At 65.8% G+C, this 18,754-nt stretch carries 14 protein-coding genes and 1 pseudogene; 11 read left to right on the forward strand and 4 right to left on the reverse strand.

What is annotated here, in order from left to right:
* Positions 1–8 precede the first annotated feature (8 nt).
* Positions 9–1,577 (reverse strand): protein adenylyltransferase SelO, encoded by a 1,569-nt coding sequence (locus HWX03_RS09295; RefSeq protein WP_175871045.1) that lies wholly within the window; start codon positions 1,575–1,577, stop codon positions 9–11.
* A 178-nt stretch (positions 1,578–1,755) separates the two neighbouring features.
* On the opposite strand from HWX03_RS09295, the gene HWX03_RS09300 reads away from it, so the two are divergent.
* From HWX03_RS09300 to HWX03_RS09320, 5 genes are all read left to right on the forward strand, one after another.
* Entirely contained in the window at positions 1,756–3,399 is a 1,644-nt protein-coding gene (locus HWX03_RS09300) for a 3-(methylthio)propionyl-CoA ligase (protein WP_175871046.1), read from the forward strand.
* 230 nt (positions 3,400–3,629) lie between these two features.
* Positions 3,630–5,714: a 3-hydroxyacyl-CoA dehydrogenase NAD-binding domain-containing protein gene (locus HWX03_RS09305; RefSeq protein WP_175819657.1), complete on the forward strand. Its 2,085-nt coding sequence runs from the start codon at positions 3,630–3,632 to the stop codon at positions 5,712–5,714.
* 44 nt (positions 5,715–5,758) lie between these two features.
* Positions 5,759–6,391 carry a bifunctional nicotinamidase/pyrazinamidase gene (pncA, locus tag HWX03_RS09310; protein WP_175871047.1) on the forward strand — a complete coding sequence of 211 codons (633 nt, stop codon included), beginning with the start codon at positions 5,759–5,761 and terminating at the stop codon, positions 6,389–6,391.
* Between the two features lie 49 nt (positions 6,392–6,440).
* Positions 6,441–7,619, forward strand: a complete 1,179-nt coding sequence (locus tag HWX03_RS09315) for an acetyl-CoA C-acyltransferase (RefSeq protein WP_175871048.1) — start codon at positions 6,441–6,443, stop codon at positions 7,617–7,619.
* Positions 7,620–7,882: 263 nt separating this feature from the next.
* Positions 7,883–9,283 carry a GGDEF domain-containing protein gene (locus HWX03_RS09320; RefSeq protein WP_174431633.1) on the forward strand — a complete coding sequence of 467 codons (1,401 nt, stop codon included), beginning with the start codon at positions 7,883–7,885 and terminating at the stop codon, positions 9,281–9,283.
* A 97-nt stretch (positions 9,284–9,380) separates the two neighbouring features.
* Here the strand turns inward: HWX03_RS09320 and HWX03_RS09325 are convergent, their stop codons facing one another.
* On the reverse strand, positions 9,381–11,504 hold the full coding sequence (locus HWX03_RS09325; RefSeq protein WP_175871049.1) for a hypothetical protein: 2,124 nt from the start codon (positions 11,502–11,504) through the stop codon (positions 9,381–9,383).
* A 632-nt stretch (positions 11,505–12,136) separates the two neighbouring features.
* Between HWX03_RS09325 and HWX03_RS09330 the strand changes: the two are divergent.
* The 6 genes and pseudogenes from HWX03_RS09330 to arsH all read left to right on the forward strand — a co-directional run.
* Positions 12,137–12,531 (forward strand): annotated as a pseudogene (locus HWX03_RS09330) (IS3 family transposase); the annotation flags it as partial.
* Between the two features lie 161 nt (positions 12,532–12,692).
* A complete protein-coding gene (locus HWX03_RS09335; RefSeq protein WP_175871050.1) occupies positions 12,693–14,171 on the forward strand; it encodes a sensor domain-containing diguanylate cyclase in 1,479 nt (492 codons plus the stop codon).
* Between the two features lie 487 nt (positions 14,172–14,658).
* A complete protein-coding gene (locus HWX03_RS09340) occupies positions 14,659–14,994 on the forward strand; it encodes a metalloregulator ArsR/SmtB family transcription factor (protein ID WP_175820682.1) in 336 nt (111 codons plus the stop codon).
* A 22-nt stretch (positions 14,995–15,016) separates the two neighbouring features.
* A complete protein-coding gene (locus HWX03_RS09345) occupies positions 15,017–15,511 on the forward strand; it encodes an arsenate reductase ArsC (protein WP_175871051.1) in 495 nt (164 codons plus the stop codon).
* A gap of 63 nt (positions 15,512–15,574) precedes the next feature.
* A complete protein-coding gene (arsB, locus tag HWX03_RS09350) occupies positions 15,575–16,648 on the forward strand; it encodes an ACR3 family arsenite efflux transporter (protein WP_175871052.1) in 1,074 nt (357 codons plus the stop codon).
* 19 nt (positions 16,649–16,667) lie between these two features.
* Positions 16,668–17,390: an arsenical resistance protein ArsH gene (gene arsH, locus HWX03_RS09355; protein ID WP_279612219.1), complete on the forward strand. Its 723-nt coding sequence runs from the start codon at positions 16,668–16,670 to the stop codon at positions 17,388–17,390.
* A 194-nt stretch (positions 17,391–17,584) separates the two neighbouring features.
* On the opposite strand, the gene HWX03_RS36880 is transcribed toward arsH, so the two are convergent.
* Both HWX03_RS36880 and HWX03_RS09360 read right to left on the reverse strand, forming a co-directional pair.
* On the reverse strand, positions 17,585–17,800 hold the full coding sequence (locus HWX03_RS36880) for a hypothetical protein (protein ID WP_244132612.1): 216 nt from the start codon (positions 17,798–17,800) through the stop codon (positions 17,585–17,587).
* 210 nt (positions 17,801–18,010) lie between these two features.
* Positions 18,011–18,328, reverse strand: a complete 318-nt coding sequence (locus HWX03_RS09360) for a hypothetical protein (RefSeq protein WP_175871053.1) — start codon at positions 18,326–18,328, stop codon at positions 18,011–18,013.
* Between the last annotated feature and the right edge of the window lie 426 nt (positions 18,329–18,754).

Below are 18,754 nucleotides of genomic sequence, written 5' to 3' on the forward strand. Positions count from 1 at the left end.
TTGCGGGCTCAGGACGAGCAGCTCACTTCGAGCGAGCCGGCCCAGTCGGGCGGCAACGCCGCGTACGCTTCATGCTCCGGTTGTTCGTCGAACGGGCGGCGCAGGATCTGCGCGAGCCGCTCCACTTCCGAAAAATCCTTTTCCTTCGCGCGCCGGATCGCGACTTCGGCCAGATGGTTGCGAAGCACGTATTTGGGGTTCGCGCGGTTCATTGCAACCGCGCGAGCCGCGTCGTCGCGCGTTTCCTCGGACAGCCGCGCGCGGTAGAGGTTCGCCCATGCGTCGAACGCTTCGCGGTCGATGAACAGGTCGCGCACGGGCGCGTCGCGGCTCGCGTCGTGCTTCGAGAGCTGCGCGAGCCGGCGGAACGTCAACGTGAAATCCGCGTGGCTCGCATGCATCGTCTCGAGCAGCTTGTTCGCGAGGTCGGCGTCGTGCTCGCGTTCGAGCTCGAGGCCGAGCTTCGCGCGCATCGCGCGTTCGAGCGCGGGACCGAAGCGTTCGGGGAATTTCGCGAGCACGGCCTGCGCGTCGTCCACCGCGCGCTCGGCGCGCGCATCGTCGTCGGCGATGCCGTGCTGCAGCCCGATCAGCGGCAGCAGCGCCTGCGCGAGGCAATAGCAGTTCCAGTGCGCGATGCGCGGCTGCATCCGGTACGCATAGCGGCCGCCGGTATCGGAATGGTTGCAGATGTGGTTCGCGTCGAATGCGTCGACGAAGCCGAACGGACCGTAGTCGATCGTCACGCCGAGGATCGACATGTTGTCGGTGTTCATCACGCCGTGGCAGAAGCCGACGGCCTGCCACTGCGCGACGAGGTCGGCCGTGCGCAGCGTCGCGGCTTCGAGCAGCGCGAGGTACGGATCGTCCGCGTCGCGGCAGGCCGGATAGAAGCGGTCGATCACGTGATCGGCAAGCTGGCGCAGCAGGTCCGGGCGATCGTTCGAGAAGAAGTGCTCGAAGTGGCCGAAGCGCACGAAGCTCTCCGACACGCGCGTGACGACGGCCGCCGTCTCGATCTCCTCGCGCACCACCGGCTGATCGGAGCCGATCACCGTCAGCGCGCGCGTGGTCGGGATGCCCAGGTGATGCATCGCTTCCGAGCACAGGAATTCGCGAATCGACGAGCGCAGCACCGCGCGGCCGTCGCCCATCCGCGAGTATGGCGTGCGGCCGCCGCCCTTGAGCTGCAGTTCGTAGCGCCGGCCGTCGGTGCCGGGCAATTCGCCGATCGTCAGCGCGCGGCCGTCGCCGAGCTGGCCGGCCCACACGCCGAACTGATGGCCGGAATAGACCGACGCGTACGGCATCGCGTGCGCGGGCCAGTCGCGCGTCGGGTTGCCGGCGAACAGCTCGGCGAAGCCGGGCTGCGCGGCGATCTCGGGCGGCAGGTCGAGCAGTTGCGCGACTTCGTCGGAACAGCCGACCACGTACGGCGCGGCGAGCGGCGCGGCCGGCAGCCGCGTATGAAACGCGTCGCCGAGCGTGACGAACGCGCGTTCGGCGGGCGCGCCGAGCGTCGCGGCGAGGTCGGGCAGGGTGTCAGCCGCATCGGCTGCGCTTCGGGAAAACGACATGTTGAGCGCCTCTGGGTAAGCCGATATTGTAAGGCGGCGCCGCGCCGCCCGCATGGCGGCCCGCGCACCGCGCGCCACGCCCGTCCGGGGCCGCCGACAGGCGCGCAGCGGGACTGCTTCCGTCCGGAAACAGCCCCCACGCTGGTCACCGATTCGCATCCTCAGGGAGAACAAGACGATGGGTAAGCCGTTGCTGGGCCAGATGATGGATGTGCCGCTGCTGGTGTCGTCGCTGATTTCGCATGCCGCGCGGCACGCCGGCGACACGGAGATCGTGTCGAAGCGCGTGGAAGGCGACCTGCATCGCTATACGTACCGCGATTGCGAGCGCCGCGCGAAGCAACTGGCGCAGGCGCTCGCGCGGCTCGGCGTCGAAACCGGCGAGCGCGTCGGCACGCTGGCGTGGAACGGCTACCGGCATCTGGAGGCGTATTACGGGATCGGCGGGATGGGCGCCGTGTGCCACACGATCAACCCGCGCCTGTTTCCCGAACAGATCGCGTACATCGTCAATCACGCGGAAGACGGCTACGTCCTGTTCGACATCAATTTCGCGCCGCTGGTCGACGCGATCGCGCCGCAATGCCCGCGCGTGAAGGGCTGGATCGCGCTGACGGACGCCGCGCACCTGCCGTCCGGCGCCACACCGTTCCTCTGCTACGAAACGCTCGTCGAAGCCGAGGACGGCCGCTACGACTGGCCGCGCCTCGACGAGCAGCAGGCGTCGGGGCTCTGCTACACGTCCGGCACGACCGGCAACCCGAAGGGCGTGCTGTATTCGAATCGTTCGACCGTGCTGCACGCGTATGGCGCCGCGCTGCCCGACGCGATGAACCTGTCCGCGATGGACGCCGTGCTGCCCGTCGTGCCGATGTTCCACGTCAACGCTTGGGGGCTGCCGTACGCGGTGCCGCTGACGGGCGGCAAGCTGGTGCTGCCCGGCAAGGATCTCGACGGGAAATCGCTGTACGAGCTGATGGAGGCCGAGCGCGTGACGTTCTCCGCGGGCGTGCCGACCGTGTGGCTCGGCCTGCTGAACTACATGCGCGAAGCCGGCGTGCGTTTCTCGACGCTGAACCGCACGGTGATCGGCGGCTCCGCGTGTCCGCCCGCAATGCTGCGCACGTTCGAGGACGAATACGGCGTGCGCGTGATTCATGCGTGGGGGATGACCGAACTGTCGCCGCTCGGCACGCTCGCGAAGCTCAACTGGGCGCAGTCGCAGCGGCCGCTCGACGCGCAGCGCCGGCTGCTGGAGAAGCAGGGGCGCGTGATCTGCGGCGTCGACATGCGCATCGTCGGCGACGATGGCCATGAGTTGCCATGGGACGGCGTCGCGTTCGGCGAACTGCAGGTGCGTGGGCCATGGGTGATCGACCACTACTTTCGCGGCGACGCGTCGCCGCTGTCGGACGGCTGGTTTCCGACCGGCGACGTCGCGACGATCGACCCCGACGGCTTCCTGCAGATCACCGACCGCAGCAAGGACGTGATCAAGTCGGGCGGCGAGTGGATCAGCTCGATCGACATCGAGAACGTCGCGATCGCGCATCCTGGGGTGGCCGAAGCCGCCTGCATCGCCTGCGCGCACCCGAAATGGACCGAGCGGCCGCTGCTCGTCGTGGTGCCGCGCGAAGGCGCGAACCTGAGCCGCGACACGCTGCTCGCGTTCTACGAGGGCAAGGTCGCGAAATGGTGGATTCCCGACGACGTCGTGTTCGTCGAATCGCTGCCGCACACCGCGACCGGCAAGCTGCAGAAGCTGAAATTGCGCGAGACGTTCCGCGACTACGTATTGCCGACGGCGGTGTGCGAGCCGTAAGCGCAGCGCCCGGGCTGGCGACGGCCTGCGAACCGGTCGCCCGATGCCGGTCGCCCATGCCGGTCACCCGATGCCGGTCGCCCGATCCGTCCCCGGATCGGGAACGAAATTCAAATTGAACGACCGTGCTTTTTCGTTGTATGCTGCCTGCGTTCATCCGGACATGCGGCCGTTCGACCGCGCACAATGAAGCGCAGCCAATCCGGCGCGCGATGCATGGAGGCAGGCAGATGGCAGTGGATTACTCGACTCGCGACGGCGTGGCCGTCATCACGCTCAACAATCCGCCCGTCAACGGGCTCGGCCTGTCGACCCGCCAGGGCGTCATGGACGCGCTCGATCGCGCCGCGCAGGATCCGTCGGTCACGGCCATCGTGCTGACCGGCGCGGGCCGCGCGTTCTCGGGCGGCGCCGACATCACCGAATTCAATACGCCGAAGGCGCTGCAGGAGCCGACGCTGCACACCGTGATCCGCGCGGTGGAGGCGAGCGCGAAGCCGGTCGTCGCGGCGCTGCACAGCGTCGTGATGGGCGGCGGCCTCGAACTCGCGCTCGGCGCGCATTACCGCGTCGCGGCGCCCGGCGCGCAGGTCGCGCTGCCCGAAGTGAAGCTCGGCCTGCTGCCGGGCGCGGGCGGCACGCAGCGCCTGCCGCGCGCGGTCGGGCTCGAAACCGCGCTGAACATGATCGTGTCGGGTGCGCCGGTGCCGTCGGAGCAGCTCGCGAAGAGCGGGCTGTTCGACGAAATGGCCGACGGCGACCTGCTCGACGCGGCCGTCGCGTTCGCACGCAAGGTCGGCGCGCAGAAGGGGCCGCATCCGCGCGTGCGCGATCGCAAGATCGTCCACGAGAACGCGGCGGGTTTCATCCAGTTCGCGCGCAATTCCGCACGGGCCGCCGCGCCGAATTTCCCCGCGCCGCACAAGTGCATCGACGCGATCGAGGCTGGCGTGCTGAACGGTTTCGACCAGGGCAGCATCGCCGAGCGCGAAGGTTTCGTCGCGCTGATGATGACGCCGGAAAGCCGCGCGCTGCGCCATGCGTTCTTCGGCGAGCGGGCGGCGAGCAAGATTCCCGACGTGCCGGCCGACACGCCGCTGCGCGAGATCCGCCGGGTCGGCGTGATCGGCGCGGGCACGATGGGCGGCGGGATCGCGATGAACTTCATCAACGCGGGGCTGCCCGTCACGCTGCTCGAGACGAAGCAGGACGCGCTCGAGCGCGGTATCGCGACGATCCGCAAGAACTACGACGCGCAGGTGAAGAAGGGCAAGCTCACGCAGGAGAAGCTCGACGCGCGCATGGCGCTGATCGCGCCGACGCTGTCCTACGACGACCTGAAGGACGCCGACCTGATCGTCGAGGCCGTGTTCGAGGAACTCGGCGTGAAGGAGCAGGTGTTCCGCAAGCTCGACGAAGTCGCGAAGCCGGGCGCGATCCTCGCGTCGAACACGTCGACGCTCGACGTCGACAAGATCGCGGCGTTCACGAAGCGTCCGCAGGACGTGGTCGGCATGCACTTCTTCAGCCCGGCGAACGTGATGAAGCTGCTCGAGGTCGTGCGCGGCGCGCAGACCGCGAAGGACGTGCTCGCGACCGTGATGGCGGTGGCCAAGAAGATCCGCAAGACGGCGGTCGTGTCGGGCGTGTGCGACGGCTTCATCGGCAACCGGATGATCGAGCAGTACATCCGCCAGGCGCTGTTCATGCTCGAGGAAGGCGCGCTGCCCGCGCAGGTCGATCGCGCGATCGAGAAGTTCGGCTTCGCGATGGGGCCGTTCCGGATGAGCGACCTCGCCGGCAACGACATCGGCTGGGCGATCCGCAAGCGACGCTACGTCGAGCAGCCCGACCTGCAGTATTCGAAGATCGCCGACCGCCTGTGCGAACAGGGCCGCTTCGGCCAGAAGACGGGCGCCGGCTGGTACGACTACGTGCCGGGCGATCGCAAGGCGAAGCCGTCGTCGCTCGTCGACGAGATGGTCGTCGCGTATTCGAAGGAGCGCGGCGTCGAGCGGCGCAAGATCGGCGACGACGAGATCGTCGAGCGGCTGGTGTTCGCGCTCGTCAACGAAGGCGCGAAGATCCTCGAGGAGAAGATCGCGTCGAAGGCGTCCGACATCGACATGGTCTACCTGACCGGCTATGGCTTCCCGCTGTGGCGCGGCGGCCCGATGCTGTACGCGGACGCGGTCGGCCTCTACAACGTCGAGCGCGCGATTCGCCGCTATGCGGCCGCGCCGAACGGCGACGCCTGGCAGCTCGCGCCGTCGATCGCGGAACTGGCGAAGGCCGGCCGCGGGTTCAACGGCTGACGACGCCGCATCGCGGCGCGACCGATCCTGTCTGGAGACACGCAATGAAACGCACCGACGACGTCCTGCTCGTGATCGACGTGCAATACGACTTCATGCCGGGCGGCGCGCTCGCGGTGCCCGACGGCGATGCGGTCGTGCCGGTGATCAACGCGCTCGCGCAACGTTTCGACCAGGTCGTGCTCACGCAGGACTGGCACCCGCGCGAGCACGTGTCGTTCGCGGCGAACCACCCGGGCCGCGAGCCGTTCTCGACGCTCGCGCTGCCGTACGGCGAGCAGGTGCTATGGCCCGTGCATTGCGTGCAGAACACCGACGGCGCGGCGCTGCATCGCGACCTCGACATCCCGCACGCGCGGCTGGTGATCCGCAAGGGCGGCGACGCGCAGGTCGACAGCTATTCCGCGTTCGTCGAAGCCGACCGCACGACGCGCACGGGGCTCGCGGGCTACCTGCGCGAACTCGGCGCGAAGCGCGTGTGGTGCTGCGGGCTCGCGACCGACTATTGCGTCGCGTGGTCGGCGCTCGATGCGCGCGCGGCAGGCTTCGAAGCCGCGGTGATCAACGATGCGTGCCGTGCGATCGACCTGAACGGGTCGCTCGCGCACGCATGGCAGCAGATGCAGGCAGCGGGCGTCGCACATGTGACGTCCGCGGGCGCGCGCCCGGCGGCGTAGCGCATTCCCATCCGATTCAGGACATGAAGCAGGACCGAAGGAGACTCGCATGACCGAAGCCGTAATCGTATCGACCGCACGCACGCCGCTGGCGAAATCCTGGCGCGGTGCCTTCAACATGACGCACGGCGCGACGCTCGGCGGCCACGTGGTTGCGGCCGCGCTCGAACGCGCGAAGCTCGACCCGGCGCGCGTCGAGGACGTGATCATGGGCTGCGCGAACCCCGAAGGCGCGACGGGCGCGAACATCGCGCGGCAGATCGCGCTGCGCGCCGGCTTGCCGGTAAGCGTGCCGGGGATGACGGTGAACCGTTTCTGTTCGTCGGGGCTGCAGACCATCGCGCTGGCCGCGCAGCGGATCATCGCGGGCGAAGGCGAGGTCTACGTGGCCGGCGGCGTCGAATCGATCTCGTGCGTGCAGAACGAGATGAACCGGCACATGGTCCAGGAAGGCTGGCTCGTCCAGCACAAGCCCGAGATCTACTGGAACATGCTGCAGACCGCCGAGAACGTCGCGAAGCGCTACGGCATCTCGAAGGAGCGGCAGGACGCGTACGGCGTGCAGTCGCAACTGCGCGCCGCGGCCGCGCAGGAAGCCGGGCGTTTCCGCGACGAGATCGTGCCGATCACCGTGCTCGCGGGCATCGCCGACAAGGCGACGGGCCGCCTGTTCACGCAGGAAGTGACGGTATCGGCCGACGAAGGCATCCGCCCCGACACGACGCTCGAAGGCGTGTCGAAGATCCGTTCGGCCGTGCCGGGCGGCGTGATCACCGCGGGCAATGCGAGCCAGTTCTCGGACGGCGCGTCGGCGTGCGTCGTGATGAGCGCCGAGGCCGCGCAGCGCGACGGGCTGCAGCCGCTGGGCGTGTTCCGCGGCTTCGCGGTGGCCGGCTGCGAGCCGGACGAAATGGGCATCGGCCCGGTGTTCGCGGTGCCGAAGCTGCTGAAGCAGGCCGGGCTGAAAGTCGACGACATCGGCCTGTGGGAGCTGAACGAGGCGTTCGCGGTGCAGGTGCTGTACTGCCGCGACACGCTCGGGATTCCCGAGGACCGCCTGAACGTGAACGGCGGCGCGATCGCGGTCGGCCATCCGTACGGCGTGTCGGGCGCGCGCCTGACCGGCCATGCGCTGATCGAAGGCAAGCGGCGCGGCGTGAAGTACGTGGTCGTCACGATGTGCATCGGCGGCGGGCAGGGTGCGGCCGGCCTGTTCGAAATCCTCTGATCTTTGACCGGCGGCCGCCGCGGCGGCGCATCGGCGCCACCGCGGCGCCGCCGCAGCGAATCGGCGCGGCCGACACGCCATTCGAAACAATCGGGAATCAAAAGGCATGCACCCGGCAATGCCGTTTCCCCTGACTTGTCAAACGAATTACCCCTCCTATACTTGCTCTGACATTTGCCTTTCGGCATGATGGGCCGGATCGTGCGTTGCGCGATCCGTGCCGCGAAGATTCGAACCAACGCAGCAGACCGACCGGGGATCGAATGAGTACGACCTATGCAGCCGGGGAACCGCCGCGCGTCGTCAGCGCGGCCGCGAGGCTCTACGCGAAATGCCTGCTGGTCGGATTCGCGTTGCTGCCTGCGTATCTGATTGCCTATCTGTGGTTCTTCAGCGACCGGAGCGTCGTGTTCGAGAACCACGCCTTCCATGAAATCGCGATCGCGGCGGCGACGCTCGAAGGCGCGTTCGTCACCTACGTGACGTGGGTGTGCTACCGGTCGTCCGGCGAGCCGCTGCTGCGCTGGCTGACGCTCGGCTTTCTCGGCTTCGCGATGATCTATTCGCTGCACGGTGCATTCACCGGGATGGCGCACCACAATATCTGGCTGTTCCTGCTGTATGGGCCCGCGTCGCGGTTCGTGATGTCGGCGCTGCTGCTTACGGGCCTGCTGTCGTATTCGCGTCCGCCCGACCGGATCGACAAGCGCACGAGCGTGCGGACGTGGCTGCCGTGGATCGTGTTCTTCCTGATCGTCAACGTGGCCGTCGCGTACGTCGCGTATTCGCCGGTCGCCGGCGCGCTGGGCACGCGGCTGTCGATGGAGGGCGGCGCGCTGGTGTTCTCGCTGCTGAACGTGTGCCTGCTGCTCGCGCGGCGGATCCGCTCGCCGCTGATGGTGATCTACGGCGTGTCGATCATGGCGTTCGCGCTGTCGTCGCTCGCGTTCATCCTCGGCAAGCCGTGGAATCACATGTGGTGGCTCGCGCATGCGATCTTCGCGGGCGGATTCTTCCTGCTCAGTTACGGCGTCGTGCAGGCGCTGCAGACGACGCGCTCGTTCTCGGCGATCTACAGCCAGGAAGACCTGATGAGCCGGCTGTCGGAATCGATGGCGCGCGCCGAAAGCGCGCTGCAGGAGCTTCGGCGCACGAACCAGAAGCTCGAGTACATGGCCGCGACCGACCCGATGACGGGCGCGTCGAACCGCCGGCAGTTCATCGCGCAGGTCGAGCGCGAGATCGTGCGGGCCGAGCGCGAGGGCACGCCGTTCTGCCTGCTCGCGCTCGATCTCGACAATTTCAAGAACATCAACGATGCCTACGGGCACCAGATCGGCGACGAGGTGCTGCGCGGCGTCGTGCGCCAGTGCCTCGAGGCAATCCGGCCGGCGGGCGCGCTCGCGCGGGTCGGCGGCGAGGAGTTCATGGCGCTCTTGCCGGAGATGCCGCTCGAGGGCGCGCGGATGACGGCCGAGCGCGTGCGTTCGTCGATCGCGAGTGCGCCGTTCGGGCTCGACTTCAAGCGCGTGCAGGTGACGGTCAGTGTCGGCGTCGCGCAATACGGCGTCGACGGCAGCACGGTCGATGCGCTGCTGCGGATGGTCGACGAGCGGCTGTACCAGGCGAAGCGGGAAGGGCGCAACCGCGTGGTGTCGCGGTAATCCGCATTCCACCGACGCCCCGGCGGCGGGCGCGCCGTCGGGGCTTTTGCAGGCCGGCGCCGGGGCCGGTGACGGCCGGCACACGCGCGGCGACACGCTAGCGCGACGCCACCGCCGTCGCCTGCTTCGGCTGCGACGCCTGCCACCAGTACTTGCCCGCGCGCTGCTGCGGATCGCGGATCGCGAGATACGTCGTACTCCAGAGCTGAGCCGCGTTGGCTTCGGTCGCATCGGCGCTCCGCGTGCCGAATGCGTCGGTCTGGTACTTGCCGTTCACGTAGGACCACGTCCACATTTCCGACGTGCGCATGTCGCGCCCGTTCGAGATCACCTGCCAGATCGTCTGGCGCGCCTGCGTGAGCAGCGTGCGTGTCGTGGCCGACAGGTCCTGGCGCGCAAGCTGGCGATCGAGCCCCGCCACCCACATCGCCTGCTGCCACGACCAGATCACCGTGCCGTGATACGCGGAGCTCGTGAACTTCGGCCACAGCGACGCGTTCGCATACGCGGGGTTCGCGATCAGCATCCCGACATCGGTCACGAGCCCGGTCGGGAACGGCCGCGTGACGTCGGCGACGATCCGCTGAAGCTGATCGTCCGGCGGCGTGCCGAACAGCAGCGCGAAGCCGCCGTCGGAATTCACCACCGGAATCGGGTTGCCCTGCTGGTCGAGCGACAGCGCGTAGAAGGCCAGCGGTGCGTTGGGCGCGGCGCCGGCCGGCACGCCGGCGGACGGTGCATAGGCCGACACGTCGGTGGCCGCCTGAGCGGCCGGCACGCTGACCTGGAACAGCGGCGGCGCCTGCGTTTCCCAGGTGGCCGCCTGGTTCGCCGTGTTGGCGAGCGTCGCGCGCTGCCCGGCATCGAGGTACGGATCGAGCAGGCCGCGGGCGAGGAACGCGTTCGCCGCGCGCAGTGCGGCCGGCACGAGCACCGCGTTCACGTCGTACGGGTAGACGCCGCCGCCGAGGCCGTCGGTGCTGTCGCGCCAGTTGCCGACGATTTCGCCGGGCCGCAGGTGGATCAGGTTCGCGACCGACGGCTGCTGCGCGAACGGCTGCGCGGTCGTCGCGACGTGCAGCAGATTGACGACGAGGCGGCTGCCGTTGGTCTGCCCGTCGCTGCCGCGCTGCGCCAGATACGCAGCCGCGCGGGTCTGGCCGCGCGGATCGTCGACCAGCCACGCGGCCGCGATCGGCGCGAGCAGGTAGTCGCTGTCGATCATCTTGTAGTCGTAGGTCGGTGTCGCATCGTTCGGCCGTCCGTTCTTCTGGTTGTCGACCAGCGCGAATTCGCCGATGCCTTCCTCGTGCGCGACCTTGCCGTCGGCCGACAGGCGGCTCAGTACCGACGACAGGCCGGCCTCGATCGCCGCGGGTTCGAGCACGGGCATCAGCATGCGGACCGAGATCAGCGTGTCGCGGCCGAAGTACGTGTCGTACTGCCACGAGCCGGCCAGCAGCTTGTCGTTGAAGCTCAGGAATTCGAGCACGTTCTGGCTGACCGGGTCGGGATTCACGGACGGGGCGAACAGGTCGGCGTGCGTGATCGGCGACAGTGGCGTCTCGCCCGATAGCGCATCGATGTGCAGCTTCAGCGTGTGCGAGCCCGCCGGCGCGCTCAGCACGAGCTTGCCGCCCGCTGCCGGCGCGATGCTGCCGCCGTCGCGCAGCGTGATGCGCAGCGCATAGCCGGGCGCGCCGTCGAGCCGGTCGCGTTGCCATTGCGCGGCGCTGCCCTGGACCGTCGGCGCGGTGAGGATCTGCTGCGGAATCGTCGCGCCGCCGTTGAAGTCGCGCAGGAAGCGCACGTTGCTGAGCACGCCCTGGCGGATCGTCAGCGTACCGGTGTCGACCGACACGTCGGCGCCGATGCCATACAGCGGGCGGCCGTGTGCGTCCGGGGCCGACAGCGCGGACGGCGGCGTGTCGAGGCTCCAGTTCACCGGCTGCGCGGTGTCGTCGAACCACAGCCCGGTGCCGCTGTTGCCGGCGGGGAACACCACGAGCAGGCGCGGCTTCGTCGACGAGCGCACCAGCAGGTGCGCGGCGACCTTGTCCTGCCGGTAGAACGCGTTGATCTGGCCGCCGGTATCCATGCGGAACGACAACGCGGCGGTGTTCGACGGCGGGCTGTTCGATTTGACGTCGTCGTCGTTGCAGGCCGACAGCAAGCCGGCACAGACGAGCCCGAGACACAGCGACTTCGCAAGGCGATGCATGTTGATGTCCCTCCTGATGACTGGCGATTTTTATCTGGATGTTCTAATCGGCGGATCTTGGGTCCGTTTGATCCCGGTTTGCATTCATTCTGGCGAATGACGGGAATTAATCGGGGTGTTGCGATTCTTCGAAAGGAAAATGGGTTGGCAAATAACCGAATGGCCGATCAATGCCGAAAACTGAAAACAGCAGGGGTGACGCGCCGATGCCCCGCGGGAAAAGGCGATGCGAAAGGCCTTCGCGCAGGCGAGTGACGAATCCGGGGCAGCGAAGAAAACGATACGTAAGCCGTCGTAGGCGATTCTAAATTTACGGGAAAGTCGAAGTCAATAATGTTTTTTGTTTTCGAATATTGAATTGCAAAACCGGTCGCAATTATTACCCGTCGCGCCGGTAAAATGTGCGATTTAATGGATGCGGATTAATGCACTCCGGATATCCAGTGGCAAAGCGATCGGCAATGGCGTATCGCGCCGGCGATTGATGCCGGACAGGAAACGAATCGCCGCATTGTGTCGACCAGGGTCGTGACAGGCCGGCATGCGCCGCAACAGCGCGCGCGAAGCCCCGCAATCCGCGTTCCTGCGCATGCCCGCACTACGAGGCATCGTCGCCTGATCTCGAACGGCCCAGGACGAAGTACGGCGCGCTGTCGCCTTCGGAGCTTCGCCGGCTGAAGCAGCTTGAGGAAGAGAACGCGAAGCTCGAGCGGCTCGTGGTCGATCTGTCGCTGGACGAGGCCATACTGCAGGATGTGCGTTCAAAAGTTCCGAGGCATTCCCGGTGCCGTGAACGGGTCACGGACCAGCGTATCCGCGCAAGCCAGCGGCAGAGCTGCGCGTCGTTGCAGCTGTCCCGCACGGTCTACCGTTACGAGTCGGTCGCGCGGGATCAAAGCGCGCTGGAGATGCGCATCGAGGCAATCACGGAAGTGGGGGGCATTACGGTGCGCCCCGCGTGTACGGGATGCTTCGCCGGGAAGGCGGGCGAGACAACCATAAACGCGTCGAACGCGTGTATCGGGAGGCAAAAGCCCGCTACGAGCGGGCAACTTTTCGCGCTGGATATTTATAATCGCGCACGACGGAGCTTTTCCGTTCGCGCTGGGCGCGAATATCGGCCCAACTGATTTAGTATGAGCAATCTGCGCTCGACGGGAGAGGCGCTCATTCGCCGTGAGGAGACCCATGCATCCCCGTAAGACTGCCCCTTACGTCATCGTGGCAATTGCTTCCGTGATCGCATGCGCTCTCATGGCACTCTGCGTGCTGCAACTCTTGCAGAGCCGCGACGACGCGATGGAGCGTGCAAGGGAAACTTCACGCAACCTCGGACTTGTCGCCGAGCGCGACATCGAACGCAATATCGAGTTGTACGACCTGTCTTTGCAAGCGGTCATCCATGGGTTGCAGCGCCACGATGTGATGGACGCTTCGCCCAGTCTGCGCCGTGCGGTGCTGTTCGATCACGCCATGACCGCACAATTTCTCGGTTCGATGCTCGTGATGGATGCGGGCGGCAATATCATTCTGGATTCGGGCTACGACGAGCCGCGCAAAGGCAATTTCGCCGATCGCCCATACTTCACGGTCCACCGCGATAATCCGAACGTCGGACTCTATATCAGTGACCCGTTCGTATCCCGTTTGCGTGGAGGCATGCTCAGTATCGCGCTCACGCGGCGGATTTCGAACCCCGATGGATCGTTTGGCGGCATTGCCGTTATCGCGGTCAATCTTGAATATTTCCATCAACTCTTCGCCGGGCTCTCGCTTGGCAAACATGGCTCGATTTCGCTGATCGGCGACGACGGCAAGATGGTGATGCGTCAGCCGTACGATGTGCATACTATCGGCCGCGACCTCAGCAAAGCCGCAACGTTCCGGCGCTTTCAGACCGCGCGAGAGGGCTCCTTCTCCGAAACCTCATCGATCGACGGCGTGCGCCGCCTGTACTACTTCAAGCATTTGCCGAAACTGCCACTGATCATCATGGTGGCAGAGGCCGAGCAGGACATTTACGCTGCATGGCGGCAACGTGCGATCACGATCGGCGGACTGGTCGCGACGTTCGGGGTGGCGTTTATCGCGCTGTCCCTTCTGCTCGGTTCGCAGCTGCGGCGCCGTATGCGGGCCGAGTCGGAACTCGTGCTGCTCGCTCGGACGGACGGTCTCACCGGCCTGAGCAATCGCCGCAGCTTTGGCGAGGTACTGGACCAGGAGTGGCGTCGCGCACGACGTGCGCATTCCGTTTTCTCGCTGCTGTTCGTGGATGTGGACCGGTTCAAGGCTTACAACGACACATACGGTCATCAGGCCGGGGACGATGCGTTGGCGGCTGTCGCGCGGTGCATCGGCGAGAATATTCGCCGGCCGGCCGATACGGCGGCTCGTTATGGCGGAGAGGAGTTCGTCGTGCTGCTCCCTGACACGCCACAGACCGGAGCGGCGCAGATTGCCGAGCGGATCCGTGCGGCAATCGATGCGTTGGCCCTTGAGCACGCTGGCAGCGAATACGGACGTGTCACTGCGAGCATTGGCCTGGCGTGCTGGATGCCGGATCAGGAAGGGCAGCCTGATGCCGTAATCAAGGCGGCTGATGAGGCGCTGTACTACGCGAAGGCGACCGGTCGGAACAAGGTCGCCGCCCTACAGCCGGCGGATTGACGGAGATCGCTGCATTGCGCCTCCCGTCAGACTCGCGCCAGCGGTGACCGAAGCGGTTTGCGCGCGGATTCGCAAGCGTCTTGCAGACCGACCGTGGATATGCGCCGATCGCGATTACGTTCTCCTTTGGGGCCCTTCTGTATCGGTATCGCCAGAGCGTCGAACCTGACGGACGCACCTCAAGTACGGTCCATTGCCGTCGGCAAGTTTGGCAGGCTTGTTGGCTGCGTTCGCTTGTCGGATCTTGATGTCGGTAAGTGGCACGGTGAAAAAAGCGGGTATCGTCCCTGAAGATTTCAAACGATGCCCGCTTTTTCCGACTGGGCGCGATTTCGAGCGAACGAGAGCGAACGGCGGGCGGGCGTAAGATGCCCGACTGGTAAGGGCCTCTGATACCCCCTTTTTGCAGGCTGGCAGCGAACCTAATGCCACTCAAAATTCGCGCGCAGAGCTATACGGTGTTCCATATTTCGACTATTATCGAAATATGGAAACGAACCAAACCATCGCCGCGCTTGCAGCGCTCGCGCATGAGTCCCGGCTCGCCGTGTTTCGCGCGCTCGTCCAGGCCGGGCCGGAAGGCATGTCCGCCGGGCAGATTGCCACGTTGCTGGACGTGCCGCCGTCGTCACTGTCCTTCCATTTGAAGGAGCTGGCGTACGCGCAGCTCGTGACGAGCCGGCAAGCAGGCCGCTTCGTGTTCTATTGCGCAAATTTCGCGACGATGAACGGCTTGCTGGCGTACCTCACCGAGAACTGCTGCGGCGGTCATCCCTGTTCGCCGGTGTCGGCGTGCTCGACGCCCGGTAGCTGCCGATCCTGACGCGCATTCGCGTGCATCGCCAATGACCACGAACGTACTGATTCTCTGCACCCACAACGCTGCCCGCAGCGTGCTGGCAGAGGGCATGCTCAATTTATGGGCCGCGACGCTCGGCAAGGACGTCCGGGCGTACAGCGCCGGCAGTGCGCCGAGCGGTCGCCTGAACCCGTTCGCGCTGGAGGCGTTGACAAACGCCGGCGCCGACGTCGACGGATACCGCAGCAAAAGCTGGGACGAATTCGTCGGCGACGGGGCGCCTGAGATGCGTGTCGTCATCACGGTGTGCGATGGCGCGGCAGCCGAGACGTGCCCGTACTGGCCCGGCAGCCCCGTCAAGGTCCATTGGGGTTACGCCGATCCGTCGAATGCGGTCGGCGGTGACGAAGGCAAGCGACTTGTCTTCGACCTTACGCGTCAAGCGATCGGCTATCGCATGCTGCAGTTGCTGGCGTTGCCGCTCGAGCGCATGAGCAATGCCGAGCTTCAGGACGCGTTGACCGATATCTCGCGAAACTGACGCCCGTACGACGGCCCGCCGGCGTGAGCGGCGGGCGACGCCTTCGAGACCGGACCCCGTCCAATGACCCCGTACAACGCCGCCCCGCCGAGCAAGGCCGCTGCCAAGCCGGCCATCAATTTCTTCGAACGCTACCTCACTCTCTGGGTCGCGCTGTGCATCGTCGCGGGGATCGCGCTCGGCCGGCTGCTGCCCGGTTTGTTCCAGCAGATCGGCCGGATGGAATACGCGCAGGTCAATCTGCCCGTCGGGCTGCTGATCTGGGTGATGGTCATCCCGATGCTCGTCAAGGTCGACTTCGCCGCGTTGCACGAGGTACGTCGACACGTGAAAGGCATCGGCGTCACGCTCGTCGTGAACTGGCTCGTCAAGCCGTTCTCGATGGCCTTCCTGGGCTGGCTGTTCATTCGCCACCTGTTCGCACCGATGTTGCCGACGGACCAGCTCGATAGCTACATCGCGGGCCTGATTCTGCTGGCCGCGGCGCCGTGTACGGCGATGGTATTCGTGTGGAGTCGGCTCACGGGTGGCGATCCGTTGTTCACGTTGTCGCAGGTCGCGCTGAACGACAGCATCATGGTGATCGCGTTCGCACCGCTGGTCGGGCTGCTGCTCGGCATGTCGGCGATCACTGTGCCGTGGGCGACGCTGCTCACGTCGGTCGTGCTGTACATCGTCATTCCGGTGATCCTCGCGCAGGTGTGGCGCAAGCGCCTGCTCGCCAAGGGCATGGCCGCATTCGATGCCGCGATGGTGACGATCGCGCCTTGGTCGATCGCCGCGCTCCTCGCGACGCTCGTACTCCTGTTCGCATTTCAAGGCGAGGCGATTCTGGCGCAGCCGCTGGTGATCGCGCTGCTCGCGGTACCGATCCTGATTCAGGTGTTCTTCAATTCGGCACTGGCCTACTGGCTCAACCGCGCGGTCGGCGAGAAGCACAGCGTTGCCTGTCCGTCGGCGCTCATCGGTGCATCCAATTTCTTCGAGCTGGCCGTCGCAGCGGCGATCAGCCTGTTCGGATTTCATTCAGGCGCCGCGCTGGCGACCGTCGTCGGCGTGCTGATCGAGGTGCCGGTGATGTTGCTGGTCGTGCGTGTCGTCAACCGGTCGAAGGGCTGGTACGAGTGCCGGGCCTGAGCACACCAGGGATCTGCACATGACTGACTACATGAACGATTTACCGCAACTCGACACCGAGCTGTTCCGCGTGCCGGATGCCGCCCAATTGCGGCCAGCAACGCCGTCGACCCATCCTCCCCGGATTCTGCTGCTCTACGGCTCGCTCCGCGAGCGCTCGTTCAGCCGCTTGCTGGTCGAGGAAGCGGCACGCTTGCTCACGGCGATGGGCGCCGAAGCCCGCGTGTTCAATCCGAGCGGACTGCCTCTACCCGACGACGCGCCCGACAGTCATCCCAAGGTCGTCGAGCTTCGCGAATGCGTGATGTGGTCGGAAGGGATGGTGTGGTGCTCGCCGGAGCGGCACGGCGCTATGACCGGCATCATGAAGTCGCAGGTCGACTGGATCCCGCTGTCGGTTGGCGCCGTGCGGCCGACGCAGGGCAAGACGCTCGCGGTGATGCAGGTCAGCGGCGGTTCGCAGTCGTTCAACGCGGTGAACCAGATGCGTGTGCTCGGGCGCTGGATGCGCATGCTGACCATCCCGAACCAGTCGTCGGTGGCGAAGGCTTTCATGGAGTTCGACGAAGCGGGGCGGATGAAGCCATCCGCTTATTTCGATCGCGTCGTGGACGTGATGGAAGAATTGGTTAAATTTACGTTGCTGACGAGAGACGTCGGCCCGTACCTGGTCGATCGGTACAGCGAGCGGAAGGAGAGCGCCGAAGCGCTTTCACGGCGTATGAACGAGCGAAGCATCTAGCATCCGACCGAAGGGGCGAAGATGGAGATCCATTGCGCCGCTGTCGGCGACTTGCCGTCGATCGAAGCATTGCTGTGCCGCACGCTTCAGGGATCTGCTGGCAACCGCACCTGATGTGCGGTCTCGATCCCTCTGTCCGGCCGCCAGCCGTCCTGCACAACAACGTAGTGAGGGACGGAGTATCGAGACGGCGGTCAACCAAACTGTGACGTCAGCCATCCCTCCGCCCATTTCGTTGCGTACGCAACTGCATCGTCACGACGCTCGAAGGCCGCCAAATCGCCGCTGGTGTGGACTTCTCGCTCCGCTCCGTCAACGAGTGTCGTGGTAATCCTCACGTGTGCGACGTACTGCCGATCGGCCCTGCGTGGTGTCGGATCGATCCGGAATCGTGTCGAATCGAAGCGCATTTTCTCCTCCAGACGTGGTCGTCGTCGAGAACGCTGTCGACCCATTCGAGCCGATCATCGAGCCCATCACCTCGGCGGCTTGCTGCTGTTGCCCGCATGCTAGTCCCTGTGCGAGAGGAGCGCTATCCGACCTGCTCTCGAAGGTATCCGCGACGGCGGCCACCCGTGATCGTCAAGTCGCGGACATGACACGTGAGCGCGGGCAACGCCCTATCGCCTGGGGTGCTTCATTTCCTCGGCTTCCACGACCGCGAGTCGTTCTTCGCTTGCGGAACCGGATTCCATGGCTTCGTCGATCGATGCCAACGCGTACTCGCACGCGAGCTTCGTTTCCTCGACGTCAGGATCGGGCGCCTCGTCGTCGCTGGGCGGCGGGGACAGCATGTCTCCCAGCATCATTGCCAGTTCCGGGGTGTCCCATGGTTCGCCCCTTTGTTTCTTCTTCTTGATGTAGTGCCGGATTTCCGCGTCTTGCTCTGGCGAGAGTGGAAGGTGCCGAAACGTGTTGCGTGGATTGGCGTCGATCATGATGTTGCTCCGAAGTTTGAATCCGACTCGCTCGAACGGCCTCCCGGATTACGCGTGCACAGGAAAAGGGTGCGAAACAAGGTGCCTATTTGCGGCGGCGCGAATCCTGGATTCGTCCGAGACGCCCCAAAAGCTCGTCCACCTGGAGTTCGAGGATCCTGTTTCGCTCGGATTGCGTGCGAAGTTTGTTGAGCCTGACTCGCCAATACGCCGGATCGCTGACAGACGATCTGTTGATGAAGGCATGTCGGGCCTGCTCAAGCAGTCCGATCGCTCGCCTGATATGGACCAATTCGCGTTCCGCATCGCAGTACCCGCTCATATCGCAGTACCCGCTCATGTTTGCCGCCTTTTGATTACGTTTTGCCTCTTGACGCGCTGCCCCGCGAGAACACTCGAGTTCACGGCGCAGGAGCCGATTCCGAG

This window comes from Burkholderia sp. BCC0397 (genome assembly GCF_902832865.1).
Taxonomy (GTDB): Bacteria; Pseudomonadota; Gammaproteobacteria; order Burkholderiales; family Burkholderiaceae; genus Burkholderia.